Source organism: Bordetella muralis, assembly GCF_965139205.1.
GTDB lineage: Bacteria > Pseudomonadota > Gammaproteobacteria > Burkholderiales > Burkholderiaceae_B > Bordetella_A > Bordetella_A muralis.
Genome location: NZ_CBCSIU010000001.1, coordinates 532,481 through 557,888 on the forward strand (window position 1 = coordinate 532,481; position 25,408 = coordinate 557,888).

Below are 25,408 nucleotides of genomic sequence, written 5' to 3' on the forward strand. Positions count from 1 at the left end.
CTAGGCTCAATGCTTGATATCGGATAGGAACTTGCGTGCGCGATCAGTCTGCGGTTGCTCAAAGAACTGCTTGGGCGGTGCTTGTTCGACGATGCGGCCTGCGTCCATGAACCAGACCGTGTCGGCGACCTCGCGCGCGAAGTTCATTTCATGAGTCACGCACACCATGGTCATGCCTTCGGCGGCGAGCGATTTCATGACCAGCAGGACTTCATTGACCATTTCCGGGTCCAAGGCGCTGGTAGGCTCGTCAAACAGCATGATGCGCGGCTTCATGGCCAGGGCGCGGGCAATCGCGACACGCTGTTGCTGGCCACCCGATAGCTGGCCAGGATAGGCATCGGCCTTGTGGCCCATGCCTACACGCTCGAGCAAGGCTACTGCATGTTCGCGAGCCTGGTTCTTGTTCAGCCGCTTGAGCAACACGGGCGCCATCATCAGGTTTTCCAGCACATTCATATGCGGGAATAAATTGAACTGCTGGAAGACGAAACCAATATGGCTGCGCATATCGTCGATTGATCCACAGTTGTAGACGTCGACGCCATCGACAACGATGTTGCCTTTCTGTATTGGCTCCAGGCGATTGACGGTGCGGATCAGCGTGGACTTACCCGACCCGGAGGGGCCGCACACCACCAGGACCTCGCCTTTTTGCACTTGGGCATTGATGTTGTCCAGAGCGAGATACTCGCCATACCATTTACTGACGTTCTTGAATTCGATCATGGGTAAGCCTAGGCTGCGACGGGCCGGGTTCCGCTCATGCGGATCTCAATGAGTTTGACGGCGCCGGTAAGAATCAGGTTCAGCACGAAATAGGTCAACGCCAACAGCGCAAAGACTTCAAACGGCTTGGTCAGCAGAATATTGTTGACCTGCGAGGCAGCAAAGGTCAGCTCATGCACGCTGATGACGAAACCCAGCGAGGTTTCTTTCACCGTAGAAATGAACTGGCTGAGCATGCTGGGAATGGTGTTGTACAGCGCCTGGGGCAAGATGATCTTGCGCATGGTCTGCATGTGGCTCAATCCGAGCGAGCGGCCGGCTTCCATTTGGCCTGCAGGCAACGCTTGGATGCCGCTGCGGATGATCTCGGACAGGTACGCGCCCTCGTACAGAATCAATGCGGCAGCCATGGTCACCACACCGCTGACGGAGGTGCCGATGGCCAGCGGCAGGAAAAAATAGGCCCAGAAAATGAACATGATGAGCGGCAAGCCGCGCACCAGATACACCACCGCCGTAGCGGGCCAATAGAATATTTTGTGCGAGCTGATGCGGCCCAGTGCCAGCAACACGCCTAGAGGGAACGCCAATGCCAGACTCACCAACGCCAAGCCTATCGTTGCGACGAGTCCGCCCATCGGGCCGTTGGGCCATTGGCCCACCAGCAACAATAACCAGTTATCGGAAAGTATCTCGAGCATGACGGCCTTACCGGGTCTTGGTCACGTATGCGACCCGTTTTGAGAGATAGGCTCCCGCCAGCATCAGCAGTAGCGAGATCACCAGATACAACACCGTCACGACAGTGTAGATTTCGAATGTCTTGAACGTCGCGGATTCGATTTCGCGACCCGCACCCGTCAACTCGATCAAGCCGATGGCCATCGCCAGGCTGGTGTTCTTGAACAACAGCAGGGTCTGGTTCGTCAGTGGCGGGATAGAGATCTTGAAAGCCTGGGGCAAGATGACCTTGCGCATGGTGCGCAGATAGCTCAGCCCCAGACTGCGCGAGGCCTCCATCTGGCCGCGCGGAATGGCGCGAATGGCGCTGCGCAGGTCCTCGCTGACGTAGGCCGCAGTCACGAGTCCCACCGCTATCGTGGCGTAAAAGAACTCGCCGCCCACGAAATTGATCACGTCGTCCGCCGCGACCGGCATGAGGGACGCCACACCGAAATACCACAACAAGATGTGGACCAACATCGGCACGTTGCGATGAAAGGCCACATACAGGATGACCAGATAATTCAAGACCCGGATGTTGAGCATGCGCAATACGGCAAGCACGCTGCCCAGCGCGAACGCCAACACCCAGGCAAACAAGGTCATTTTCAGGGTGGTGAGCAATCCACCCAAGATCAACGTCGGGTAGCCGTTACTGAGTAACGCACCGAAATCCAATGTGTAGTTCATAAGCTACCCGCCCTGCCGGTATCAACCTTTGATTTCTTCGACTTTGAACACGCGCTTGGTCGGGAACTTGGTGTCCGGGCCAAACCAACGGTCGAAAATGGTTTGCAGCTCGCCGGAAGTCTCCAGCTTGGTGAGGACCTTGTTCACTTCATTGCGCAGTCCGTCTTCGCCTTTACGCATCCCGATACCCCACGGCTCGACGAACAACGGCTCTTCGATGATGTCGAGTTTGACGGGCGAAGTTTCTGCTTCTTGCTTGAACTTCAACAGCATGAGTTCCGAGCCGACAAAGCCGGAGACCTTGCGCTGTTGCAGGGCCACAAAGGCGGTCGGAGGATCCTTGAACGTCACGGTGGTGACATCCGGGATCAGACGTTTCGCACCCGACTCCGAGGATGAGCCTGCAACGGCGCTCACGCGCTTGCCCGCCAAGTCGCCATTCGTTTTGAACGTACCGGCGTCATCGCGACGAATCAGGATTTTCTGCGGGCTGACGTAGTGCTGGTAGCTGTAGTCGATCTGCTGCGCGCGCTCGGGAGTCCAACCCAGATTGGCTGCCACCAGGTCGACACGGCCGCCGGCCAGCTCGGGAATCCGCGCTGCCACGGAAATCATTTTGACTTCGAGCTTGACGCCCAAGTCATCGGCGATCTTGTTGCACAGATCGACCTCGTAGCCCACGACCTGACGGGTCTTGGGATCCTGGAAACTAAAAGGCTCAGAGGTGCCGAGCGTGCCGCACACCAGGGTACCGCGCGCTTTGATATCGGACAGCGCGTCGGCGTGCGCGACGTTTGCCATGCCCAGGCAAGCCACCAGGGGCAGGCACTTCAGAATATTCTTGAAGACCATGATTTCCTTCCTTGAGTGTTATTGAAGTTGGCGGCAAGCTTGCGCCAGTTTTTCGCAGCCGAGCTTGATGGTCTCCAGATCGGTGGCGAAACTCATACGCAGGTAGCCGGGGTTGCCATAAGCGGTACCGTCCAGCACGGCAACGCCAGCGGCGTCCAGCAGGTAATGCACAAACTCCAGGTCGTTGGTGATGGTTTTACCATCGGGTGTTTTCCTGCCGATGAAGCCCTGGATGTTGGGAAACACATAGAATGCGCCGGCTGGATTGGGGCAGCTCATCGATTCGATGCCATTGAGCAGGCTGACGATCGTATCGCGGCGCTCTTTGTAGATGGCCACGGTATCGGCCACGCATTGCTGGTCTGCGGTCAATGCCGTGGCAGCAGCCACTTGGCAAATCTGGCTGGCGCACGAGGTGGATTGCGAGATCAGTGTCGAGATCGCTTTCACCAACCAGGCAGGGGCAGCTGCATAGCCAATGCGCCAGCCGGTCATGGCGTAAGCCTTGGAAACGCCGTTGACCAACATGACGCGAGATGCCAGGTCGGGATTCACGGCCAGCGGCGAAATGTAGTGGCCGTCGTAGCAGAAGTGCTCATAGATCTCGTCGACCATCAGCAGGACTTGCGGATGGCGTTCGATCACAGCCAGCAAGGCTTTCAACTCGGCTTCGGTGTAGATCGCGCCTGACGGGTTGTTCGGGGCATTGAGCAACAGCCATTTGGTACGCGGCGTGATCGCGGCCTCGAGGGCCTCGGGCGTGACCTTGAAGTCCTGTGCTTCGGTCGTGGGCAAGATGACCGGCTTGCCGTCGTTCAACAACACCATGTCCGGATATGACACCCAGTACGGCGTGGGGATGATGACCTCGTCGCCCGCGTTCAATGTTGCCTGCAACGCCGAGAAAATCAGCTGCTTGGCGCCGGTGCCGACGACCAGTTGATCCAGCTCGAAGGACAGCTTGTTTTCACGTTGAAATTTTTGCTGGATAGCTACCAGCAGTTCGCGGATACCGGCGGACGAGGTGTATTTCACTTCGCCGCTTTTGATCGCGGCAATACCGGCCTGTGCGATATGCGCAGGCGTCTTCAGATCTGGCTCGCCGATGGTGAAGTCGACGATTTCCCGGCCTTCGGCGCGCAGCTGATCGACCTTGCGTTTGGCCGCCATGCTGGGCGATGGCTTGATCGCGCTCATGCGTTGCGCGAGGAAAGAAGCGGCTTGATTCGTGTTGCTGGCAGTCATGATGCGATTTACAGGAGGTTCTTGGATTCCAATACGGCGTGCAACCAGCTTTGGCGCTCGGCGCCGCTGTCGATCTCGGCCATGATGCGCTCTTCTTTTGCAGCGTGAGCGCGGGCTTTCTCTACCAAGGCGTCAGCCTGAGCGACCGGGAACGACACGATGCCGTCTTCGTCGGCCACGATCACGTCGCCAGGCTGGATGACCTGCCCGCCGATGGTGACCGGCACGTTGACTTCGCCGGGGCCGTCTTTGTATGGGCCACGGTGCACGTGACCACGGGCGTAACACGGGAATGAATCATTCTCGAAGGCCGCCACGTCGCGAATCGCGCCATCGACGATCAGACCAACGCAGCCACGCTGCTGCAGATAACGCTTCATGATTTCGCCCACGCAGGCGTTGGTCAGATCGCCACCGGCATCAACGACCAGCACGTGACCCGGTTGGATCAAGGTCATGGCTTTGTAGATGAACAGGTTGTCGCCGGGGCGGGTCTTGACCGTCAGCGCACTGCCGACCAGCTTGCCGCTGCGGTTATAGCGGTTCAAACCGACAACCCCGCTCTGGCGATGCATGTTGTCGCTCAGGTGCGGGGTCACAATGGAGTGCAAGGCATTTGCCAACTCGGCGCTAAGCACCGGAGCGGCGGCATTGAGGGTAAATGGCGAAGCGTTTTGCATGGGGTTCGGTCTCCAGAAGCCTGGATCATGCAAAAAACATGGACACGCCAAAAGGGAATTAAACGCCTATGTTTTCATTCCTTTTAAGAATATTACCCACCATACACTGCCCTCAAACCTACGGATGTGGGCGTTTTATTGTTTTATGACAATGGCTTATATCGTTTTGTAAAAACCGCGCTAACTGAGCGCCTGATCGTGCGGCACCGCACCATTTTGGCTCCTCGATGCGGGAAATCCCCTAGCGTGCTGCGAGCGCTTTAACCACATATCGACCGTTACACGACTCGGTTCAATACCTTTGCCCATACCACGGGTCAGCCCGAATTCAAGATAAGAACGATTTCTATTAATATCATCAGTTCCTTTATCCCCAACTTGGCAATTTACCCCCCGGAATCCGCCCGTGAGTGCCGCGTCCCTCCCTTACGTTTCGCCACCATCGGTGGATACGCTGTACGCCGAGCACCACTCCTGGCTCAGGACGTGGCTGCAACGGCGCCTGGGCAACGCCGCCGACGCGGCCGACATGGCACACGAGGCCTTTTTACGATTGATCATGAAGCCCGCACCACGGGGATTTCATAGTCCGCTGGAGGCCCGCGCCTATTTGCGGTCCATGGCGCAAGGCATGTGCATCAATCTGTGGCGCCGAAGGGAAATCGAACAAGCGTGGCTCGATACGCTGGCTGCGCAGCCCCAGGATGTCGCGCCCTCGGCCGAACGGCAAGCGATTGTGCTGGAGGCGCTGCACGAGATCGCAACGCTGTTGCAAGGCCTGTCCGCCAAGGCTACCCAGGCTTTCCTGCTGTCGACCGTGTGCGGGATGACGGCATCGGAGGTGGGCAGCGAACTCGGCGTGTCCTCGCGCATGGTGCGCAAGTACGTCGCGCAGGCCATGCTGCGCTGTATGCAGGCCCACGCGGTCCAGACGGCGGCTGAACTGCGAACCGCACCCGCTGTGTGATGCGCGTGCTCCTAGACCTGCCATAACCCCATGCCCGCAATGTCCTCCATCAACTCCGTGCCACCGGGCAGTCGCCGTGAAGAGAATGGGCCTTCGCACGAGGCGATGGAACAAGCTGCACACTGGTATGCCCTGCTGATTTCCGGCGAAGCTCGCGCGGCTGACCGTGCCCGTTGGCAGGCTTGGCTGGCCGCCAGCTTGCAGCATCGGCACGCCTGGGCCTATGTGGAAGCGGTGAGCCAACGCGTGCTGACTCCTTTGCAGGACACGTCTGATCCGAAACTATTGGCCTCCAAGGTCCACGATGTGCACACCCGCGAGCGATCCCGCCGACGCGTATTGGCAGGACTCGGCACCGTGGCGGGGCTGGGCCTGATCGGCTGGACACATACTCCGATCGTTGGGGTTCTCTCGGCCTGGACCGCAGACTACCGCACCGGCACCGGAGACATCCGCGAAATCCAGTTGGCCGACGGCTCACGCATCTGGCTCAATGCGGGCAGTGCGGTCAACGCCGATATGTCGGCGAGTTTGCGCAAGCTCACGTTGATCGCCGGCGAAGTCCTGGTATCGACGGCCCACGGAGACGCTCGTCCGTTTGTGGTCGAGACGCCGCAAGGGCAATTGCGCGCGCTGGGCACACGCTTCACGGTCCGGCGCGAGCCCGAGCAGACCTTTCTGGCTGTCTACGACGGCGCGGTCGAAATCCGAACCGCCGCGAACAACGCGACAACCGTTATTGCTGCGGGGAAACAGACGAGGTTCAGTCCGAATCGCATTGCCGATGCCACAGAGGCCGACCCTGCGCGAGAGGCATGGAGCCGCGGGGAGTTGATTGCCTGGGACTTGTCGCTGGCGGCCGTGGTGCACGAACTCAATCGTTATTACACAGGACATATCGCACTGGATCCGGCCGTCGCACAGCGCCGCGTATTCGGGACATTTCCGTTGCGTGACGTGGATGGCACGCTGGCCATGCTGGCGGACGTCGCATCGCTACAGGTACGTAAACCGCTGCCGTGGTGGATTTCAATCAGTAGCCGCGACGCGACGCCGGCCCCTGCTCAATCCCGCTGAGCGTTTGGTTATCCCGGCACAAAACAGCCCCTGACTTTTTTGACCGTGTGAGTTCCGCTTTTCGCCCTCTCGATTGATTTAGAGATAGAGAGGGCCGCACGTCTCAGGTCGCGACAGGTGTTCGCACAGACAAGGCCCCTGTTGCACCCACTTTGTGAAGAGGAATTCTCATGCCTTGGCGCTCGTCGCATGTTCTCCGCCGCCCGCAATGCCGCTCGATCCGATCGGCCCCTCTGGGCCTCGGCACAAAACGGCCGCAGCAGAATCGATTTATCCGCAGGTCCTGGGCGGTCTGGATGGAGCTGGGCGCCCTCACCGCTGTCATCGCGACGGCTGCCGGGATGCCGGGATACGCCCATGCTGCCGACAGCGCCATCGCACAGGCGGCGGCTGTCACGGCGCCTGCGCAGCGCCGCTACAACATCCCCGCCGGCCCGCTGCGCACCGTGTTGACCCGCTTTGCCAGTGAATCGGGCATTTACCTCGCGGGCTCGATCGAGCTGGCCGATGGAAAAAACAGTGCCGGTCTGCAAGGCAACTATACGGTCTCGCAAGGCTTGGCGAATGTGCTGTCCGGCACGGGCCTGCAGGCGACGCCGGATGCCAATAACCGCTACATACTCAAGGCCCTGCCGGCCTCCAGTGTGAGTGAGCTTCCCACTGTCACGATCACAGGCCGCACTGAAAGCGGTACCGGCCCCGTGATCGGTTATATGGCACGAAATAGCGAAACGGCCACAAAGACCGACACGCCGATTGTGGAAACCCCTCAGTCGATTTCGGTCGTCTCTGCCGAACAGATCCGCGACACAGGATCGAGCTCCTTGGATCAGGCGTTGACCTATACAGCGGGCGTACGCACGTCGATGTATGGCACGAGTTCCCGGCTGGATGCAGTGCAGGCACGTGGGGTCGAGATTGAAGACATCTACCTGGATGGCCTGAAAGACCGGGTGAACTACTGGAACAGCACGGCACGCGTCGAGCCCTATCTGATGGAACGCATGGAAGTCCTGCGCGGACCGGCCTCGATGCTGTATGGCCAAGGCGGCACGGGCGGTCTGATCAACAACGTGAGTAAACAGCCCCAGGCCGAAGCCCAACGCGAAGTCGGTGTTCAGGTCGGAAATCACAATAAAAAACAAATCCAGGCGGACCTGACCGGGCCATTGAATGAAGACGGCACCCTGCTCTATCGGCTGGTGGCGTTGGGCCGGGAAAGCGGCACGCAGCTCGACTACGGCCAGGACGACAGGCAGGTAGTTGCTCCCTCACTGACGTGGGCCCCCAGCGCCAACACCGAGCTGACGTTACGATTCAAGTGGCAAAAGGACCGGGCCAACGGTGATTCAGGCAGCACGCTGCCCTGGAATGGCACGATCCTGTCGAACCCCAATGGAAAGATTTCCCGGCATACGTTCGTGGGTGAGCCGGATTTAGACTATTTCGATGCCGACAGTTGGCAAGCCGGCTGGTCGTTTCGCCATGCGTTTAACGAGCAATGGACGTTTCGCCAGAACACGAGATGGACTGACAACAAGACCGATTATGGAGCCTTTGACGTCTATGCGCCGTACCTGGATCCCGAAGAACGCGTGCTGAATCGCGCCGCCTATTTCTGGAAAAAACATACCCGCATCTTTGCCGCCGATCAGAACCTGTTGGGTAAATTCTCGACTGGCGCCGTGGATCATCAGTTGCTGGTGGGACTGGATATCATGCGCTATCGCGTCAGGGGCTCGGGCATCGATGACTACGGCCTGGCCGATGGCGGCGGTGTTCCCCCAATCGATGTCTTCAATCCCATCTACAACAGCGGCTATACGCGGCCGGATCTGGAGCCCACTGCCGCCAACGGGGTCAAGCAGCTAGGCGTCTATATTCAAGACGAAATGCGGTGGCGGCAATGGATCCTGCTGGCGGGTTGGCGGCATGATGAATCCACCAACTGGGAAGACGGAGCCGAAGACCGCAATGATCGAGCCAATACGGTGCGAGTGGGCCTGATGTACGAAATCGTGCCTGGCCTGTTGCCCTATGTCAGTTATGCCGAGTCGTTCCAACCTCAGGCCAATACGGATTACGGCCAACGGCTGCGCCCGCTGCGCGGCAAACAGTGGGAGGCAGGCCTCAAGTATCAACCTCCAGAGCAAGACTGGCGCGCATCGGCGGCCATATTTGAGCTGCGCGAGACCAACCGTACTGTGGAAATTTCCCAGACGGAGGTTGCACAGCGCGGCAAGACCCGGAACACCGGGCTGGAGCTGGAATGGGTGGGCTCGATCACCCCGAAATTGGACATCAACGCCAGTTTTACGTATTTGAATGTCGACCGGGAATTGACAGGGGTGCCGAAGAGGCAGGCCGCATTCTGGGGAACGTATAAGTTCGCGATCGGGAATCTGGACGGTTTTACCGCCGGCGCTGGCGTGCATTACGCCAGCGGCTTTGTCGACGAGCCCAACGACGGCTCCTATGTGCCCAGAACGCCATCTGTCACGCTGTTTGACGCCATGGTGGCCTGGGAAAATCGCCACTGGCGCGTGGCACTGAACGCCAGCAACCTGACCGACAAGGAATATTTCAGCCAGTGCACCGAGTGTGGGTCTTGCTCGTACGGCACGGGACGTCTGGTTACATTGAGTACGACCTATCGCTGGTAGGTCACACATGAGCGAGTATCATCTGGCTGGTAGTCATTTTTTTTAAAGGAGCACTCCATGGCCCAAGCCAGCGCACGCCACATCCTGGTGTCCACCGAAGCCAAATGCAACGAACTGAAGGCCGCTATCGAAGGCGGTGCCGATTTCGCCCAAGTCGCCCGTGAAAACTCCAGCTGCCCGTCCAGCCGCGACGGCGGCAACCTGGGCACGTTCCGCCCGGGTCAAATGGTGCGCGAATTCGACCAAGTCGTCTTCAGCGCCCCGTTGAACGTGGTGCAAGGCCCGGTCAAGACCCAATTCGGGTACCACCTGGTCGAAGTGACTGATCGCCAGGATTAATCACTACAGGGTCGGTGAGCGGAGTTCCCCCACCGACCTGCAGCAATATGCTGACAACCCAGGATTCGCGGCCAGACCAATGTTTTCAGACGGCGCTGAATCCCTGAACATCTCAGAAGACATCACGAGACGGAAGCGATACGGCCCGCGTGTGCGGCCACCGAGTGCTCGTAAATAGCCAGCTTGGTTCTATATGCTGTGCTGAAGATATCGGGCGTCGCATTGCCGCGCCATTCACTCGACAAACCGGCTTGCTTCCATGCTGCCAAGTCCGCCTTGACCTCGGCACGAGAGAGCGTCGATGGTGACACCGGAATATAGGTCTGGTCGCCCGGCTGCACATTGCCCGCAGCCTTCGCAGCTGCCAGATCGGCCGTGACTTCAGCACGCGACAATGTCGAGAAACTCGGCGGCACATAGGTTTCCTCTGCGGCGTGTGCGGCAGTACCAGCCGACAAAGTGGACAAAGCGATGGCAAAGATGGCGAATTGGGTTTTCATAGTAAGCCTCGATAAAAAGTAATTAATGGATGAATGAACGACGCAGCACGCTTTGAATAGTCGGCAAGGCATGTGTTGTGGTTCCTGCCGTGTGCCGTCTGTCCATGAGTGTTATTAAAAGACCGTCGCGTATCCCGGATATGTCGTGTGGACGGGGGTTTTAGTACCCAAGGTATCTGTAGAACGGTTAGATACAGTGGGAGACAAATCTGGATGCCGACCAGCCGATACGTATCGGAAAAAAGCGGTCGCAAGTACGAGCAGCATCAACCCGGCTGGGCCAACAGGCGCTGTATTTCAGCCTCGGTTTCCTGGTATTGCCCTTCGCCAAAGTGGCGATACACGATGTTCCCTTGCTTATCGATCAAATATGCCGCAGGCCAGTATTGATTTCGGTAGGCGTCCCAGGTCGCATAGCCATTGTCTTGCGCAACGGGGTACTTGATGCCGAATCGATCCAGCGCCTTTGTCACATTCGTGGTGGAACGCTCGAATGGAAACTCAGGGGTATGCACGCCAACGACGACCAATCCCTGATCTTTGTATTTCTGATACCAGTCAGTCACATAAGGCAGTGTGCGAATGCAGTTGATGCAGGTATAGGTCCAGAAATCGACGAGCACCACTTTGCCACGCAGGGACTGCATCGTGAGAGGAACGCTGTTGAGCCACTTTTCAATACCCGTAAACTCCGGCGCGGGGACCGGTGCAGGTTGTGGCGCCGCGTGTACGGCTGATACCAACAATACCGACGCTGCAGCGAATGATTTCAACACTTTGAACATGATGAGCTCCTTATTAACAAGCAAAAAAGTGCTGGCGAAGTAAATAGAATCGCGTCAGAGAGAACCAGCACGAACAGAAAAGACGGGATGTGATCAGATCGGGCGAAGGTCAGTGAAACAGCCCTGTCAACCAGGCGTAAAACAAAACGTCGTACTGGAAATGAATGGCCAATGCGGTTAGCACCAACAGCACACCGAACCCTTGCTGCAGACGATGGGTATGCCGAGTCACCCAGCCCACACGCGAGGCGATAGCCTTGCCGCCGTACGCAATGGCGAGCATGGGAATACCCGCGCCGACGGCATAAAAGAGCAACAACGCACTGGATTGCCCCAGGTTCTGGGCCTTGGCAGCCAGCACCAGGATTGACGCCAACACTGGACCTGCACATGGTGTCCATACGGCACCCAGCGAAATCCCCAGCAGGAACCCGCCTGAATTACCGTTGTCAGCCTTTCCCGACAACATTGCGATGCGCTGTATCGGTCCGCCAATACGAGCGATCAGCCAGTCATACGGGCGCGGCCAGATGCGGGCCAGGCCAAACAGCACCAGCAACACGATCGAGATAGAACGCACCGCCTCGTGGACGGTTTCATTCAAGTTGGACAGCAGGCTGAGCGCGATACCCAACCCGGCGAACGCGCACACGAAACCGGCAACAATGAACAAGGGGCGCAGGCGGTTGGAGCGTTCGACAGAACTACCCAGCAAAATGGGTAAAAGAGGCAATACGCAGGGCGAAGCAATCGTCAGAACGCCAGCCAGTAGCGCAATGGGAGCGTTGATAGCATTCATGGTGTGTGTTTCCGTTGTCAGGAAACGCCATTTCGCCCGTGCCAGGTATCTGGTCTGTGCCGCCGGCACCGTCATTTTCTAAGTTCTTGTATCGGGTCCAGCTCTATATACAGTACGACACATGAACGGGTTTCATTGAGCCGTACTTTGACTACACTTCTGATCGGGAGGAAACTGCCTCGCCTCACCCTGCAACTCCGCTTCATACCGATCCCCATCCTGCTATATACGGCATAAGGCATCTAAGAATGGACCAAATCGACCACATCATGATCGTCGACGACGATAGAGAAATTCGCGAGCTCGCAGGCAATTTCTTGCGCAAGAATGGGCTGGAGGTGACCTTGGCCGCGGATGGCAGGCACATGAAGTCGCTGCTGGAAAGCACGAAAGTCGATCTGATCGTGCTGGATATCATGATGCCCGGCGACGATGGCCTGGTGCTATGCCGCGAATTACGCAGCGGCAAGCATCGCAAAATCCCGATATTGCTGTTGACCGCCCGCAGTGACGATATGGACCGCGTGATAGGGCTGGAAATGGGTGCTGATGATTATCTCGTCAAGCCTTTCGTCGCCCGAGAGCTCCTGGCGCGCATCAAGGCCATCTTGCGCCGTACCCGCATGTTGCCCCCGAATTTTCAAGTCACCGAGCCCGGGCGTCAGATCAGATTTGGCGCATGGCGGCTGGACACGACCGCCCGCCACCTGCTGGACGAAGAAGATACGATCGTATCGTTGAGCGGCGCCGAATACCGGCTGCTGCGCGTGTTTCTGGATCATCCACAACGCGTCCTGAATCGCGATCAATTACTGAACCTGACACAGGGACGCGATGCCGACATGTTTGGCAGATCGATCGATCTGCTGGTCAGCCGCGTACGCCAGCGTCTGCGCGAAGACGCTCGCGAACCGATGTACATCAAGACGGTACGCAGCGAGGGGTATGTGTTCTCGGCCGCAGTCGAGGTCCAGGAAGAATAAAAAATGCCGCGCCCTCGATTTCCGTTACGCCTTTGGCCGCGAACGCTGGTCGCGCGCTTATTCCTGATCTTTCTGGTGGGTTTGGTGCTGGCTCACACCTTGTCGTTTGCGTTGCTGTTTTATGAACGCTACGACGCGACCAAATCGATGATGCTGGACGATCTGGAGCGCGATGTCTCGATTGCTGTCGATATCCTCAACCGCCTGCCTGCTGACGAACGTGCCGGCTGGTTGGCGCGCCTGTCCAGCGGACATCGCCAGTATCTATTGGGCCCCGGCGACGCCGACCAGCCGCTGCGCCTGGCGGCAGCGCGCACGGCGGCCCAGTCCATTGAATACACGTTGCGCGGCCGGTATCCCGTCGCCGTGCATGCCATGGCGGGCAACGACCGTCATATTCAGGCTCGCATCACGCTGCAGGACGGCCATCCCGTGGTGCTGGACATCCATTTGACCATGCCACCCTTGGCCGTATGGCTACCCATCGTGCTGTGCGTGCAATTGGTGCTGCTGGTGCTCTGTGCCTGGTTGGCAGTACGCCTGGCCGTTCGCCCGTTGACGCAGCTGGCAAAAGCCGCCGACACGCTGGACCCCAACAACACGAGCCCTCCGCTGGACGAACATGGTCCCGCCGAGGTCGCGCAAGCCTCTGCCGCGTTCAACGCGATGCAGGAACGTATCGCCAGCTATCTAAAAGAGCGCATGCAATTGCTGGGCGCGATTTCGCATGACCTGCAGACACCGATTACCCGGATGAAGCTGCGAGCGGAATTCATGGACGAATCGACGGATAAAACCAAGCTGACACAAGACCTCGGGGAAGTCGAGCGGCTGGTGCGCGAAGGCATCGAGTACGCGCGCAGCGCGCACGGCACTCAGGAAAAACCCGCTCGCATCGATTTGCACGACTTTCTGGACAGCTTGGTATGTGATTACCAGGACACGGGCCGCGAGGTAATGTTGTCGAGCTCGACTGATCTGTCGTTCGGGTTGATACAGACTCGTCCGCACGCATTGCGGCGCATCCTGGGCAATTTGATCGATAATGCGCTGAAATTCGCCGGTGCAGCCGAAGTCGCTGTACAGAACCACGGAACGCAGGGCGTGTCCATTTTCGTACTGGACCATGGCCCAGGTATCCCCCCTGCCGAACTCGGCGCCGTACTGCAGCCGTTTTACCGCGTCGAGGGCTCGCGCAACCGCGACACCGGCGGCACAGGACTGGGGCTGGCGATCGGACAGCAACTGGCCACAGCACTGGGAGGCAAATTGGTGCTGAGCAACCGCGACGGCGGGGGGCTGTCGGCCGAGGTCCGAATACCGCTTTCTGCCGATCAGGCAGTGTAGTATTCATGGACGATAAAGGAGTTTCTATGCATACCCGTGAAGCATGCCTGCAAGCCGATCATCAAGACCCGCTCGCCCCGCTGAAAGCGCAGTTTGACATACCGGCGGGCGTGCTTTACATGGACGGCAATTCGCTAGGTGTGCTGCCCAAAGCCGCGGTGGCACGCAGTGCCGAAGTCATCCGGCAGGAATGGGGCCAAGGGCTGATCCGCAGCTGGAACGATGCGGCCTGGTTCGAGTTGCCCTCGCGGCTGGGCGACAAGCTGGGCCGGTTGATCGGCGCCGGCACAGGCCAGGTTGTGGTCACGGATACCACCTCGTTGAATCTGTTCAAGTCGCTGGCAGCCGCAATCCGCATTCAACGGCACGCCGCACCACAGCGCAAAGTCATCGTGTCGGAACGCGATAATTTTCCGACCGATCTGTACATGATCCAGGGCATGATCGATCTGCTGCAACAAGGCTACGAGATGCGGTTGGTGGATGAGGATCTGTCGTTGGAGCAGGCGCTGGACGATTCCGTCGCCGTATTGCTGCTGTCGCACGTGAATTATCGTACGGGCCATATGTATGACATGACAGAGGTCACGGCGCAGGCGCATGCGCACGGCGCGTTGACCATCTGGGATCTGGCCCATGCAGCGGGCGCCGTGCCGGTGGACCTGACCGGCGCCAATGCCGATTTCGCCGTGGGCTGCACCTATAAGTATTTGAACGGCGGCCCGGGCGCGCCGGCGTTTATTTGGGTGGCGCCGCACCATACCGATCATTTCTGGCAGCCTCTATCAGGATGGTGGGGACACCAGCGGCCGTTTGATATGGCCGTCGATTATGAGCCCGCAGGCGGCATCCGCCGCTACCTGTGCGGTACACAGCCGATAGTGTCGCTGTCGTTGGTCGAATGCGGCCTGGACATTTCTCTGCAGGCAGACATGAACGAGGTACGCAAAAAATCGCTGGCGCTCACCGATCTGTTTATTGCCCTCGTGGAAAGCCGCTGCGCCCGCCACCCGCTGACCCTGGTCACGCCTCGCGAGCATGCCCATCGCGGCAGTCATGTCAGCCTGCGCCATCCGCATGGCTATGCTGTGATGCAGGCGTTGATTGCCCGCGGAGTCATCGGTGATTATCGAGAGCCCGAGGTCCTGCGTTTTGGCTTCACGCCACTCTACTTCGGCTACACCGATGTCTGGGATGCGGTAGAGATCTTGACGGATATACTCGATAGCGAGATCTGGAAAGAGCCCCAGTTTTCGCGGCGCGGCGCGGTGACTTGATGAGTGCGGTGCATCGTTAACCTGAAGTTAATAATGCTTTGAATCGCCCTTGCACCCATACGGTGCGGCGATAGGTACAGTGCCTGACACACGCTGGCGATCGGCGCCGGCAGGAGTCAGGCACGTGAAAACATACCGTATTGCAACCATTCCCGGCGACGGCATCGGCAAAGAAGTCATCCCGGCCGGCCAACAGGTCATGCAGGCATTGGCCGAGTCAGACGGCTCGTTTGCCTTTGCGTTTCAGAATTTCGATTGGGGCGGTGATTACTACCGCAAACATGGCGTCATGATGCCTGCCGATGGGCTTGATGACTTGCGCGGCCAAGACGCTATTTTGTTTGGCTCGGCGGGAGACCCGGACATCCCCGATCACATTACGCTATGGGGTCTGCGCCTAAAGATCTGCCAGGGCCTGGATCAGTATGCCAATGTGCGCCCCACGCGCATTCTGCCCGGGATCGACGGGCCGCTGAAACGCTGCACGCCCGAACAACTCGATTGGGTGATTGTGCGCGAGAACTCGGAGGGCGAGTACTCGGGTGTCGGCGGCCGCGTGCACCAGGGCCAACCCATCGAAGCCGCCACCGACGTGTCCATGATGACGCGCGCCGGTGTCGAACGCATTCTGCGTTTCGCCTTTCGTCTGGCGCAATCTCGTCCGCGTAAACAACTGACGGTGATCACCAAGTCCAACGCGCAACGCCATGCCATGGTGATGTGGGACGAAATTGCCGTTGAAGTCAGCCGCGAGTTTCCCGACGTGCATTGGGATAAAGAGCTGGTCGATGCTGCGACCGCCCGCATGGTGAATCGGCCCGCGACGCTGGACACGATTGTCGCGACCAACCTGCACGCAGATATTCTGAGTGACCTGGCCGCTGCATTGGCCGGCAGCCTCGGGATTGCGCCGACCGGCAACATCGACCCTGAACGCCGTTACCCGTCGATGTTCGAACCAATTCACGGTTCGGCTTTCGACATCATGGGCAAAGGCCTGGCGAACCCGATCGGCACGTTCTGGTCCGTGGTGATGCTGCTGGAACATCTTGGCGAACATCAGGCAGCCCAGCGTGTCATGAAGGCCGTGGAACACGTGACTGCCAATCCCGCACTGCATACGGGTGATCTGGGTGGCAAAGCCACGACGGCACAAGTCACTGAAGCGGTGTGCCACCACCTGAAGCAGGCATCAGCACAAGCCCAAGCTGCGTAATACGAGCGAAATGCCGTGACCGGCTACCGGTCGCGGCACTATGTGCAGTTGCCTGCGCACGAGCAATCGCGACATATGCATAGCAGCACAACTGTGCGCCTAAAAAAATCGATCACCACAGATCGGCAACCACAACGAGGAGACATCATGAAACCTGCAAAGCATGGTCTGCGCTTCGCGCTGACCGGCGTGCTATGCGCAGCCGGCATCACGCTGACAAGCGGTGCGACGGCACAAAGCTATCCCACGCGCCCTGTGAACTTGATCGTGCCCTTCCCGGCTGGCGGCACCACGGATGTGCTGGCGCGTACCCTCGGTCAAGAGTTGGCCAAGAGTCTGGGCCAGCCCGTTATCGTNGAAAACAAGCCCGGCGCCGGCGCCACGCTGGGCGCCGATTACGTGGCCAAAGCCGCCCCCGACGGCTATACCCTATTGATGGGCGCAGTCCACCACACGATTGCGACCAGCGTCTACAACAACCTGCAGTACGATTTTCAGAAAAGCTTTGCACCCGTCACCACGGTAGCGTTGGTGCCGAACATACTGGTCGTCAACCCCAAGGTGCCCGCCCAGAATGTGCAGGAACTGTTGGCCCTGGCCCGCAAGACGCCCGGCAAATTGACCTTTGGTTCGAATGGCGTCGGCACCGGACAGCATCTGATCGGCGCGCAGTTTCAGGAGATCGGCGGCGTCTCGCTGCTACACGTGCCCTACAAGGGCAGCGGTCCGTTGACGACGGATCTGCTGGGCGGCCAGATCGACATGTCGTTCGATACGATTACTCCTGTATTGCCTCACATCAAGTCAGGCAAACTGCGGGCATTGGCTGTCACGACCGATAAACGTTCCGCAGCATTGCCCGATGTCCCGACGATGCAGGAGGCCGGCTTGAAAGGCTTCAATATGGGCACCTGGTTTGGCGTCCTGGCTCCTGCCACCACACCGCCCGACATCGTCGCGCGCCTGAATGCCGACATGGTCAAGATCATCCAGTCGCCGGATTTCGGCAAGAAAATGGCGGAGATCGGCGCCGTGCCGATAGGCGATAGCAGTGTGCAAATGGCCGAACGCATCAAGACCGATACCACCGACTACGCCAAACTCGTCAAGCAAGCAAACGTCGTGGTCAACTGATTACCAAGAGTCGCCCTTGCCGGTTTTACGCCTGTCCCGGAAATATTCCACCAGGAAATCGATAAACACGCGCACCTTGGCCGACAGGTGATGACGTTCGGGAAAAACGGCGTGAATATCGGCGGGCGGCAGGGCGTAATCTTGTAGCAGCAATTCCAGTCTGCCAGCACGCAGATGGCGCGCCAGATCCCATTCGGCGCGCTGCAAAATCCCCAGGCCGGCCAGGCCCCAGGTCAATGTGACCTCTCCATCGTTACTGCTCAGCGCACCGCGGACCTTGATCGTTTCGCCATAGGTACCCCGCGTAAAGCGCCAAAGGCCATAGGTATCATCGTTCTGACGCAGCACGATGCATTGATGGCGCGCCAGATCCTGCGGTACCTGCGGACGACCATGTTTTTCCAGATACTCGGGCGATGCACAGACCAGACGACGGTTCGGCGCAATAGGGCGGGCAATCAGACGCCCATCGGGGATATCGCCAAAGCGTATCGCGACATCAAACGCGTCCTGTACAAAATCGCCCGGCGTGTCAGTGAGTTGCAACTGCACCTCGACCTCGGGATAGCGGCGCGCAAACAGCACGATGGCCGGCGCAATATAGCTGCGTCCGAATCCCAGCGGTGCGTTCACCTTTAATAATCCTCGCGGCTGCGCCTGCCGGCTGGCGATCAATTGATCCAGATGATCGATGTCACGCAGAATGCGTCGCGCGTTTTCCAGATACAGCTCACCCTCGGCCGTCGGGCTGAGACGCCGGGTATTGCGGTTGAGCAGGCGCACGCCGAGGCGGTCTTCGATCTGAGCCAGACGTTTGCTGACAGCGGCGGTGGTCACGCCCAGTTCGCGTGCCGCCGCCGACAGACTGCCCGCACGGACCAGTTCGACCAACAACTGCAGCTCTTGGGACTGCCCCATCGACGTGACACCTCATTGAAAAGTCGGAGTCCATAGTAGCCCAGTGCGAGCGGCGCCTTTCATGTTCGGTCCGCGGCAACCGGTTGCATCTCCAGCCGATTTATTTAAAATGAGATTATTTCTCATTTACATTAACATTCATTAATGCTGCGTTCCCTGCCCGCCTCACAAGACGCCGTTCACGGTCTATACCGCGACCACCATGGGTGGCTCGACGGCTGGTTGCGCCGCAAAGTCGGCAACGCCTGCGATGCAGCAGATCTGGTCCAGGATACGTTCGTCCGCGTGCTGCGGCACCGCGCCGAGTTGACCATGGTGCGCGAGCCGCGCGCCTACCTGACCACTATCGCCAAACGTCTGGTGCTGAATCATTATCGGCGTCAGTCGCTGGAACGGGCCTATCAAGAGGCGCTGGCTGCGATGCCGGCGGCGCTGGCCCCCTCGCCCGAACAGCAATTGCTGATCCTCGAAGCACTGCACGAGATCGATGCGGCGCTAAATACCTTGCCGGCACGCGCTCGCCAGGCATTTTTGCTGGCGCAGTTGGAACACTTGCCCTACGAGGAGATCGCACAGCGTCTGCAGGTATCGGTACGCACGGTACAGCGCTACATCGTGCAAGGATACGAACAATGTCTGCTCGCGAGCTCGTGACTCCTGCCGAGGCTCCGCTGGATCGCGGTGTCGCGCGCGAAGCAGCGCGTTGGCTGATGCGGCTGGGCTCTGGCCACGCCACGGCAGCAGATGTGCGCGCGTGCGACCGATGGCGCGCTGACAACACCGAGCACGAACGCGCCTGGCAACGCGCGCAGGCATTAAGTCGCACATTTGGCTTGATCCCCGCTGAAGTGGGCATGGCAACACTGGATCGGCCGGCAGCGAAATCGCGCCGAGCCGCACTCAAGACGCTCGTGGCCCTGCTGGTGGCCTCGCCTGTGGCTTGGTCAACATGGAATGCGGCGCCCGTCGTGCGCTGGCGGGCCGACCATCGCACGGCAGTGGGCGAACGGCGCGAGATCTTGCTGGCCGATGGATCGCGGGTCTGGCTCAATACCGCGACAGCAATCGACGAAGCATTCACCGACACGGACCATGCACTATGGCTGCGCGATGGAGAAATCTACGTGCAAGCCTCGCCGCAACGCAGCCCTGCGCTGCGCATCGAAACCCGGATGGGCGCCATCCACGCCGATGCCGCGGCGCATTTTGCCGTCCGGCTCGATGCCCAGCGGTGCCTGGTCAACGTCACTACCGGTCAGGTGGAAGTCTCGCCGGCCAGGGCTGCCACACATCGTGTCCGCTTGAACGCAGCACAACAAGCGGCGTTCGACGCCGATACGGTCTACTCGCGGCAAACCTCGGATACGCGCGACCCGGATTGGCTGCGAGGCACCTTGCACGCGGATGCGATGCGATTGGATGTGTTTGCTGCGGAATTGGCTCGCTATCGGTCCGGCATCATACGTTGCGATCCGGCTGTTGCCGCACTGCGGATTTCCGGGACTTTTCAGTTGAGCAACACCGATGCGGTGTTGCAAGCCCTGCCGGCCCTGTTGCCCGTGCAGGTGAACTACCGGACCTCGTACTGGGTCACGCTCGGACCGGCAGCCACACAGGCGTAGTTTTATTTTGTTGCACTTAATGTGGGTGATCGATGTCCGGTTTTGTGTCGTGCAGGGTCATGGAAGGCAAAGGCTGTCATGGCCTGTATCCAAAGACCCTGTCCGAAAGGAACCCCATGGACACACTGCACGCGCCCGCTTTGCCCGATATCCGTTTTTCTTCCCGAGGAACCACGTTGGCGTGCGCCATCAGCCGTGCACTGTTGGGGGTGACTATCGCTGGTGGTCTGGCGCTTTGCCCCCCAGCCTGGGCGCAATCGGCCGGAACGGTAGCGCAGCAACGGGTATATCAAGTCCCCGCGGGCGAGCTGAGCGCGGCGCTATCGCATTTTGCCGAGCAGGCCGGGATCACCGTGCTGTTCCAACCTCAAACGGTCCAGGGCCGCCAAAGTACCGGCCTGCAGGGCGCCTACCCTGTTGACGAAGCCCTGCGTCGCCTCCTGGCGGGTACGGGACTCGCCGCCCGCGAACACGGCAACGGGGCATTCGTATTGCAACCCCAAGACACTGTCTCGCAACTCACGCCCGTGACGGTACAAGCCGATGCCTTGCGATCCGATCCGGCCTGGGTCAGCACCAATACGCGCCAGGACATGGATAACCTGCAAGTACGCAGTTGGGAGGACGTAGGCAAACGCATGGACGCCGGTGTCAATTTCAACCGCCAGAACAACAGCATCAATATTCGCGGCATGGACGGCAATCGCGTCCTGACGCGCATCGATGGCATCCGCCTGCCGTGGCTGGACGACGGCGCGCGCGGGGTGAAGGGCGGCTTGAATGCGGTCGACTTCAATTCGCTATCGAGTCTGGATATCGTGCGCAGTACGGACTCTGCCTCTGTCGGATCGGGTGCGCTAGGAGGCTCGGCGGAGTTACGCACGCTCAATCCCGACGATCTGCTGCAAGACGGGCGCAACTTTGGCGCACTGGTCAAAGGCGACTACGACTCGGCGGACAACAGCCGGGCCGCCAATGCTGCTTTGGCGGCCCGGCTGGCCGAGAACACCACCTGGTTATTGCAAGCAGGTATCCGCAAAGGCCATGAGCTGGATAACCGCGCCGACCACGGCGGCTACGGCGACGGCCGTGACAAAGCTGATCCCGAGGACTACACGCAACGCAGCGTCATGCTGAAACTGCAGCAGCGCATAGAAGGCGGCCACCGCTTCGGTTTGACGGGCGAATACTTTCACTATGACTCGGACACCGACAGCAAATATCTGCAGGGCCCGGGCACCAGCTACCAAATTGGCGAAAACACAGCCAGCGAAACGATCAAACGTGAACGCGTTTCCGTGGACTACGAGTACCAGGCACCAAGCGCAGGCGGTCTGATCGACAGTGCCAAGGCCGTCGTGTATTGGCAGCGCCTGCGGCTCGATCAGGGGCTGGATGGCGAGCGCACCAGGGATACGCGCGCGTCGATTATCCCTGGCGACCCGTTCATGTACGGTTATCCCACCGGAGCTTATGGGCGGGACAACTCGATTCAGGAAACGCTGTTCGGTTTCAGCGGCGAAGCCACACGGCGAATCGAGGGATCGGTATCGCAGACCGTGACCGTGGGCGCCGAATGGATGGGCAATCGCACCGAGCAATATTCGGACGGCTACGACAACTGCCCTGATATTCCGGCGGGACTGCCCGCGCCTTTCGGCCCACGTTCCTGCGACATGCTGCACACCAATCAGGCGGACATGCCACGCGTCAAAGGCAGCCAATGGGCGCTATGGGCAAAGGATGAGTTTGCGTTTGCCCAGGGCCGCTACACGCTGACGCCTTCGATCCGGTACGATCATTACGAGCAAAAACCACAAAACACCGGCAGCTACGACAGCAACCCCAATGCCGGTTCACTGCCGCCTTCGTCGAGCGGCGGCAGGTTTTCGCCAAGCTTGTTGGGAACCTGGAAAGCACAAGAGCAAGTCACGTTTTACGCGCAATATGCGTACGGCTATCGCGCCCCCAGCGCCACCGAGCTATATACGAACTACGGCGCACCAGGCACATATCTGCGTGCGGGCAATCCTGATTTGAAGCCTGAATCCAGCCGGGGCTGGGAATTGGGCGCTCGCCTGGGCAACGAGGATCTCGGCGGGGCTTTGTCGTTCTTTGACACGCGCTATCAAAACTTCATCGATACCCAGATACCGGTGACGGCCGGCGATCCGCAATGGCAAGACAGTTGGAATGGACAGTATCCGCTGGGTGTCACAACAGCTGCCAACCGCGCCCGAGTGCGTATCTATGGTGCCGAGGCCTCGGCACATTGGCGTTTCACCCCGAACTGGCGCACTTGGGGATCATTGGCCTGGACTGTCGGCAAAGACCAAAGCACTGGCCAGTATCTGAATTCGGTACCGCCTTTCAAAGCGATTCTGGGCCTGGGCTACGACCGAAGCGAATGGGGTGCGAGCGCCGTGTGGACGCTATCCGCACAACGCAACAAAGTCGAATATCCCGACGCGACCACCGATGCACCCAATCCTGATTTCCGTGCTCCCGGCTATGGCGTCGTGGACCTGATGGCTTACTGGAAACCAGCCGCCGTCAAGGGGCTGCAAGTCCGTGCAGGGGTATTCAACCTGTTCGACAAAAAATACTGGGAAGCCATCAACGTTCCCACGGCTGGACCATCTGCCTTGCCCCATCCGGTAGACTGGTACACCGAACCTGGGCGCAGTGTGCGCGTGTCATTAACCTATCAATACTGAACCACGGGCCTGCCGAGCGGCGGCCCGGGACTATGGGTCGCCCGCCGTACCCGGACAGAGGAGTCATCCATGAGCAACACTTCTTTCACCCAGTTGGCCGCCGAATTGCGCGCTCGTAACGATGCCCTGGTCGCCGAACAGCCGGGCCAACGCGCGCGCAATCTCGCTCAAGCACTGAACGTATCCGAAGCCCAATGGGTCGCTGCCGAATGCAACGGGCTGCGCGCCACCGCACTGACCGGCGCCACGTCCCCGCAAGCGATATTCCGCGAACTGGGATCGTTGGGCGAAGTCATGGCGTTGACGCGCAACGACTGGTGTGTCCATGAACGCCACGGACGCTACGAGTCCATCCAGGCAGAAGGCCCGGTCGGCCTCGTGCTGGGACCTGACATCGATTTGCGCGTGTTCTTCAGCACCTGGGACTCTGCCTGGGCCGTTGAACAGGACGGCCGGCATAGCCTGCAATTCTTTGACTGTGCAGGCGTTGCCGTGCATAAGGTCTATCGCACAGATACCACGGACGTCGCCGCCTATGACGCGCTTGTCGCACGCTTCGCAGGCGAGCCTGTCTGGCCGCAGACCAAACCTTATGCGGCCAAAGACGAGTCCGACATCGTCAGTGATCCTGACGCGCTGCGCACCGCCTGGCTGGCCATGCAGGACACACATGAGTTCTTTCCTCTGCTGCGTAAATTCAAGGTGTCCCGCCTGGCTGCACTGAAGGCCGCAGGATTCGATCTGGCGCAACAGGTCGAGACCACGACTCCCGAACGCATGTTGGAGGCTGCAGCGCAGTCCAGCCTATCCATCATGTGTTTTGTAGGCAACCCCGGCATGATTCAGATCCACACCGGTCCGGTCGCCAAGCTGTTGCGCACGGGGCCCTGGTTCAACGTGCTCGATCCGCGATTCAACCTGCATCTGAACACCGATGCTATCGACTCGGCCTGGGTCGTCAGCAAACCCACCAGCGATGGCTGGGTCACATCGCTCGAGGTCTACAACGCCAATGGGGATCTCATCGTGCAGTTCTTTGGTGAACGCAAGCCCGGCAAACCGGAGCTTGCCGAATGGCGCAGTCTATTGAGCAGCCTTTGCGCCGAGCCGTTAGCCGCGTAACGCCCTCCATGATCAGGGCGTCGCGTACTCAGTACCGCCAAGAACGGCTAAGCTTAAGTACCAACACGCTCTGATCAGTCGACCCTTTATCCGCCGTACGGAAACACGACGCCTCATCAAGGAAGCACCATGGCCGCCAGTCTAGCCAAGACGATCGCCGCTGCAATCGCTGCAGTCTGGGTCACCAGCGCCGCACAAGCGGCGAATGATCCCCCTTCTGCCGCTCAACGCGTTGTCACATTGGGCGGCACGGTCACCGAAATCGTCTATGCCCTGGATCAAGGAGATCGTCTCGTCGGCGACGATCAATCGAGTTTGTATCCCGAGGCGGCGACCAAGTTACCGCGCGTCGGGTATTACCGTGCCGTGCCCGTCGAAGGCGTACTTGCCTTGAATCCGGACCTGGTGCTGGCGTCTGAACAATCGGGTCCCCCTACGGCGCTCGCGCGTCTGAAGGAAGTCGGCGTTCCCCTTGAAATCATCTCTGACAAACCCAGCGTGCAATCACTCAACGATCGCATTCTGCAGATCGGCAAAGCCCTGGGCGTCCCGGAGCGCGGCAAGCAACTGGCCACATCCGTCGCAACCGCGTTAAGCGACGCGCAAGCCTTGCCCGAGTCGCACGCGCGCGCCGTGCTGCTGATGAACCGCACGGGCACGCCTCTAGGTGCGGGCAGCGACACAGCAGCCGCACTCGTGCTGGAGCTCTCCGGCCTGGTCAATGTACTCGCCGATCAACAAGGCTACAAACCCATCTCAGCCGAAGCACTCGGTGCGCTGGCGCCTCAAGTCATCGTGGTCCCCCGCATGTCGCTGGAGGCAGCGGGCGGCATGGAAAAATTCCGCACAACGCCGGGCATCGCCGCCACGCCTGCAGCAACAAATCACTGCATCGTCGTCATGGATGACTTGCTTGCACTAGGCACAGGGCCGCGGCTGCCGCAAGCCATACGCACACTCAAGGAGACCGCTTGTGTCGCTCGCCAAGGCTGACCGCCTGGCACCGCCGACCAGGCGGGCGCA

General features: G+C 59.4%; 23 protein-coding genes and 2 pseudogenes. 15 read left to right on the forward strand and 10 right to left on the reverse strand.

The genetic code is table 11. From position 1 onward, the window contains the following. Positions 1 to 6: 6 nt before the first annotated feature. The 6 genes from ACNA0I_RS02450 to ACNA0I_RS02475 are packed head-to-tail and all read right to left on the reverse strand — an operon-like array spanning position 7 to position 4,919. On the reverse strand, positions 7 to 729 hold the full coding sequence (locus tag ACNA0I_RS02450; protein ID WP_415804470.1) for an amino acid ABC transporter ATP-binding protein: 723 nt from the start codon (positions 727 to 729) through the stop codon (positions 7 to 9). Between the two features lie 8 nt (positions 730 to 737). Further along, the gene (locus ACNA0I_RS02455) at positions 738 to 1,430 is read right to left on the reverse strand and encodes an amino acid ABC transporter permease (RefSeq protein ID WP_415804471.1); all 693 of its coding nucleotides are present in this window, start codon (positions 1,428 to 1,430) and stop codon (positions 738 to 740) included. Between the two features lie 7 nt (positions 1,431 to 1,437). Beyond that, complete coding sequence (locus ACNA0I_RS02460) at positions 1,438 to 2,142, reverse strand: amino acid ABC transporter permease (RefSeq protein ID WP_415804472.1); 705 nt, start codon at positions 2,140 to 2,142, stop codon at positions 1,438 to 1,440. A 21-nt stretch (positions 2,143 to 2,163) separates the two neighbouring features. After that, on the reverse strand, positions 2,164 to 2,994 hold the full coding sequence (locus tag ACNA0I_RS02465; protein ID WP_415804473.1) for an ABC transporter substrate-binding protein: 831 nt from the start codon (positions 2,992 to 2,994) through the stop codon (positions 2,164 to 2,166). Positions 2,995 to 3,012: 18 nt separating this feature from the next. Next, positions 3,013 to 4,239, reverse strand: a complete 1,227-nt coding sequence (locus ACNA0I_RS02470) for an aminotransferase class I/II-fold pyridoxal phosphate-dependent enzyme (RefSeq protein WP_415804474.1) — start codon at positions 4,237 to 4,239, stop codon at positions 3,013 to 3,015. Between the two features lie 8 nt (positions 4,240 to 4,247). Then, positions 4,248 to 4,919 carry an RraA family protein gene (locus tag ACNA0I_RS02475; protein WP_415804475.1) on the reverse strand — a complete coding sequence of 224 codons (672 nt, stop codon included), beginning with the start codon at positions 4,917 to 4,919 and terminating at the stop codon, positions 4,248 to 4,250. Between the two features lie 406 nt (positions 4,920 to 5,325). Between ACNA0I_RS02475 and ACNA0I_RS02480 the strand changes: the two genes are divergently transcribed. From ACNA0I_RS02480 to ACNA0I_RS02495, 4 genes are all read left to right on the forward strand, one after another. After that, positions 5,326 to 5,886, forward strand: coding sequence for a sigma-70 family RNA polymerase sigma factor (locus ACNA0I_RS02480; RefSeq protein WP_415804476.1), 561 nt, complete (start codon positions 5,326 to 5,328; stop codon positions 5,884 to 5,886). Between the two features lie 105 nt (positions 5,887 to 5,991). Continuing rightward, the gene (locus ACNA0I_RS02485) at positions 5,992 to 6,963 is read left to right on the forward strand and encodes a FecR family protein (protein WP_415804477.1); all 972 of its coding nucleotides are present in this window, start codon (positions 5,992 to 5,994) and stop codon (positions 6,961 to 6,963) included. 296 nt (positions 6,964 to 7,259) lie between these two features. Next, positions 7,260 to 9,626 carry a TonB-dependent siderophore receptor gene (locus tag ACNA0I_RS02490; protein ID WP_415804478.1) on the forward strand — a complete coding sequence of 789 codons (2,367 nt, stop codon included), beginning with the start codon at positions 7,260 to 7,262 and terminating at the stop codon, positions 9,624 to 9,626. A 57-nt stretch (positions 9,627 to 9,683) separates the two neighbouring features. Beyond that, positions 9,684 to 9,965, forward strand: a complete 282-nt coding sequence (locus ACNA0I_RS02495) for a peptidylprolyl isomerase (protein ID WP_094823610.1) — start codon at positions 9,684 to 9,686, stop codon at positions 9,963 to 9,965. A gap of 122 nt (positions 9,966 to 10,087) precedes the next feature. Here ACNA0I_RS02495 and ACNA0I_RS02500 read toward each other — a convergent pair whose 3' ends face one another. The 3 genes from ACNA0I_RS02500 to ACNA0I_RS02510 all read right to left on the reverse strand — a co-directional run bounded on the left by ACNA0I_RS02500 (position 10,088) and on the right by ACNA0I_RS02510 (position 12,049). Further along, on the reverse strand, positions 10,088 to 10,465 hold the full coding sequence (locus tag ACNA0I_RS02500) for a DUF4148 domain-containing protein (RefSeq protein WP_415804479.1): 378 nt from the start codon (positions 10,463 to 10,465) through the stop codon (positions 10,088 to 10,090). Positions 10,466 to 10,731: 266 nt separating this feature from the next. Next, entirely contained in the window at positions 10,732 to 11,250 is a 519-nt protein-coding gene (locus ACNA0I_RS02505) for a thioredoxin family protein (RefSeq protein ID WP_415804480.1), read from the reverse strand. A 109-nt stretch (positions 11,251 to 11,359) separates the two neighbouring features. Then, complete coding sequence (locus tag ACNA0I_RS02510; RefSeq protein WP_415804481.1) at positions 11,360 to 12,049, reverse strand: cytochrome c biogenesis CcdA family protein; 690 nt, start codon at positions 12,047 to 12,049, stop codon at positions 11,360 to 11,362. Positions 12,050 to 12,297: 248 nt separating this feature from the next. On the opposite strand from ACNA0I_RS02510, the gene ACNA0I_RS02515 reads away from it, so the two are divergent. The 6 genes and pseudogenes from ACNA0I_RS02515 to ACNA0I_RS02540 form a co-directional block, all read left to right on the forward strand. After that, positions 12,298 to 13,032 carry a response regulator gene (locus ACNA0I_RS02515; RefSeq protein WP_415804482.1) on the forward strand — a complete coding sequence of 245 codons (735 nt, stop codon included), beginning with the start codon at positions 12,298 to 12,300 and terminating at the stop codon, positions 13,030 to 13,032. A gap of 3 nt (positions 13,033 to 13,035) precedes the next feature. Then, positions 13,036 to 14,379, forward strand: coding sequence for an ATP-binding protein (locus ACNA0I_RS02520; RefSeq protein WP_415804483.1), 1,344 nt, complete (start codon positions 13,036 to 13,038; stop codon positions 14,377 to 14,379). Positions 14,380 to 14,405: 26 nt separating this feature from the next. After that, positions 14,406 to 15,656: a kynureninase gene (gene kynU / locus ACNA0I_RS02525; RefSeq protein ID WP_415804484.1), complete on the forward strand. Its 1,251-nt coding sequence runs from the start codon at positions 14,406 to 14,408 to the stop codon at positions 15,654 to 15,656. A gap of 124 nt (positions 15,657 to 15,780) precedes the next feature. Further along, complete coding sequence (locus ACNA0I_RS02530) at positions 15,781 to 16,872, forward strand: tartrate dehydrogenase (RefSeq protein ID WP_415804485.1); 1,092 nt, start codon at positions 15,781 to 15,783, stop codon at positions 16,870 to 16,872. Positions 16,873 to 17,019: 147 nt separating this feature from the next. Continuing rightward, a pseudogene (locus tag ACNA0I_RS02535) lies at positions 17,020 to 17,228 on the forward strand (tripartite tricarboxylate transporter substrate binding protein); the annotation flags it as partial. A 1-nt stretch (position 17,229) separates the two neighbouring features. Next, positions 17,230 to 18,006: pseudogene (locus ACNA0I_RS02540) on the forward strand (tripartite tricarboxylate transporter substrate binding protein); the annotation flags it as partial. Here the strand turns inward: ACNA0I_RS02540 and ACNA0I_RS02545 are convergent. Further along, positions 18,007 to 18,924, reverse strand: a complete 918-nt coding sequence (locus ACNA0I_RS02545) for a LysR family transcriptional regulator (RefSeq protein WP_094823620.1) — start codon at positions 18,922 to 18,924, stop codon at positions 18,007 to 18,009. A gap of 144 nt (positions 18,925 to 19,068) precedes the next feature. On the opposite strand from ACNA0I_RS02545, the gene ACNA0I_RS02550 reads away from it, so the two are divergent. The 5 genes from ACNA0I_RS02550 (at position 19,069) to ACNA0I_RS02570 (ending at position 25,378) form a co-directional block, all read left to right on the forward strand. Beyond that, positions 19,069 to 19,578, forward strand: a complete 510-nt coding sequence (locus tag ACNA0I_RS02550) for a sigma-70 family RNA polymerase sigma factor (RefSeq protein WP_415804486.1) — start codon at positions 19,069 to 19,071, stop codon at positions 19,576 to 19,578. Then, on the forward strand, positions 19,557 to 20,546 hold the full coding sequence (locus tag ACNA0I_RS02555) for a FecR domain-containing protein (RefSeq protein WP_415804487.1): 990 nt from the start codon (positions 19,557 to 19,559) through the stop codon (positions 20,544 to 20,546). Before ACNA0I_RS02550 ends, ACNA0I_RS02555 begins: the two co-directional genes overlap by 22 nt. 116 nt (positions 20,547 to 20,662) lie before the next feature. After that, positions 20,663 to 23,263, forward strand: a complete 2,601-nt coding sequence (locus tag ACNA0I_RS02560) for a TonB-dependent receptor (protein ID WP_415804488.1) — start codon at positions 20,663 to 20,665, stop codon at positions 23,261 to 23,263. Between the two features lie 69 nt (positions 23,264 to 23,332). After that, positions 23,333 to 24,385 (forward strand): hemin-degrading factor, encoded by a 1,053-nt coding sequence (locus ACNA0I_RS02565; protein ID WP_415804489.1) that lies wholly within the window; start codon positions 23,333 to 23,335, stop codon positions 24,383 to 24,385. Positions 24,386 to 24,514: 129 nt separating this feature from the next. After that, entirely contained in the window at positions 24,515 to 25,378 is an 864-nt protein-coding gene (locus ACNA0I_RS02570; protein ID WP_415804490.1) for a heme/hemin ABC transporter substrate-binding protein, read from the forward strand. The last annotated feature ends 30 nt before the right edge of the window (positions 25,379 to 25,408 follow it).

What these genes read in the sequence shown, in the direction of transcription:
- ACNA0I_RS02450 (WP_415804470.1), bottom strand. Translation starts at nt 729, where the DNA reads ATGATCGAATTCAAGAACGTCAGTAAATGGTATGGCGAGTATCTCGCT.
- ACNA0I_RS02455 (WP_415804471.1), bottom strand. Translation starts at nt 1,430, where the DNA reads ATGCTCGAGATACTTTCCGATAACTGGTTATTGTTGCTGGTGGGCCAA.
- ACNA0I_RS02460 (WP_415804472.1), bottom strand. Translation starts at nt 2,142, where the DNA reads ATGAACTACACATTGGATTTCGGTGCGTTACTCAGTAACGGCTACCCG.
- ACNA0I_RS02465 (WP_415804473.1), bottom strand. Translation starts at nt 2,994, where the DNA reads ATGGTCTTCAAGAATATTCTGAAGTGCCTGCCCCTGGTGGCTTGCCTG.
- ACNA0I_RS02470 (WP_415804474.1), bottom strand. Translation starts at nt 4,239, where the DNA reads ATGACTGCCAGCAACACGAATCAAGCCGCTTCTTTCCTCGCGCAACGC.
- ACNA0I_RS02475 (WP_415804475.1), bottom strand. Translation starts at nt 4,919, where the DNA reads ATGCAAAACGCTTCGCCATTTACCCTCAATGCCGCCGCTCCGGTGCTT.
- ACNA0I_RS02485 (WP_415804477.1), top strand. Translation starts at nt 5,992, where the DNA reads ATGGAACAAGCTGCACACTGGTATGCCCTGCTGATTTCCGGCGAAGCT.
- ACNA0I_RS02490 (WP_415804478.1), top strand. Translation starts at nt 7,260, where the DNA reads ATGGAGCTGGGCGCCCTCACCGCTGTCATCGCGACGGCTGCCGGGATG.
- ACNA0I_RS02495 (WP_094823610.1), top strand. Translation starts at nt 9,684, where the DNA reads ATGGCCCAAGCCAGCGCACGCCACATCCTGGTGTCCACCGAAGCCAAA.
- ACNA0I_RS02500 (WP_415804479.1), bottom strand. Translation starts at nt 10,465, where the DNA reads ATGAAAACCCAATTCGCCATCTTTGCCATCGCTTTGTCCACTTTGTCG.
- ACNA0I_RS02505 (WP_415804480.1), bottom strand. Translation starts at nt 11,250, where the DNA reads ATGTTCAAAGTGTTGAAATCATTCGCTGCAGCGTCGGTATTGTTGGTA.
- ACNA0I_RS02510 (WP_415804481.1), bottom strand. Translation starts at nt 12,049, where the DNA reads ATGAATGCTATCAACGCTCCCATTGCGCTACTGGCTGGCGTTCTGACG.
- ACNA0I_RS02515 (WP_415804482.1), top strand. Translation starts at nt 12,298, where the DNA reads ATGGACCAAATCGACCACATCATGATCGTCGACGACGATAGAGAAATT.
- ACNA0I_RS02520 (WP_415804483.1), top strand. Translation starts at nt 13,036, where the DNA reads ATGCCGCGCCCTCGATTTCCGTTACGCCTTTGGCCGCGAACGCTGGTC.
- kynU (WP_415804484.1), top strand. Translation starts at nt 14,406, where the DNA reads ATGCATACCCGTGAAGCATGCCTGCAAGCCGATCATCAAGACCCGCTC.
- ACNA0I_RS02545 (WP_094823620.1), bottom strand. Translation starts at nt 18,924, where the DNA reads ATGGGGCAGTCCCAAGAGCTGCAGTTGTTGGTCGAACTGGTCCGTGCG.
- ACNA0I_RS02550 (WP_415804486.1), top strand. Translation starts at nt 19,069, where the DNA reads ATGCTGCGTTCCCTGCCCGCCTCACAAGACGCCGTTCACGGTCTATAC.
- ACNA0I_RS02555 (WP_415804487.1), top strand. Translation starts at nt 19,557, where the DNA reads ATGTCTGCTCGCGAGCTCGTGACTCCTGCCGAGGCTCCGCTGGATCGC.
- ACNA0I_RS02560 (WP_415804488.1), top strand. Translation starts at nt 20,663, where the DNA reads ATGGACACACTGCACGCGCCCGCTTTGCCCGATATCCGTTTTTCTTCC.
- ACNA0I_RS02565 (WP_415804489.1), top strand. Translation starts at nt 23,333, where the DNA reads ATGAGCAACACTTCTTTCACCCAGTTGGCCGCCGAATTGCGCGCTCGT.
- ACNA0I_RS02570 (WP_415804490.1), top strand. Translation starts at nt 24,515, where the DNA reads ATGGCCGCCAGTCTAGCCAAGACGATCGCCGCTGCAATCGCTGCAGTC.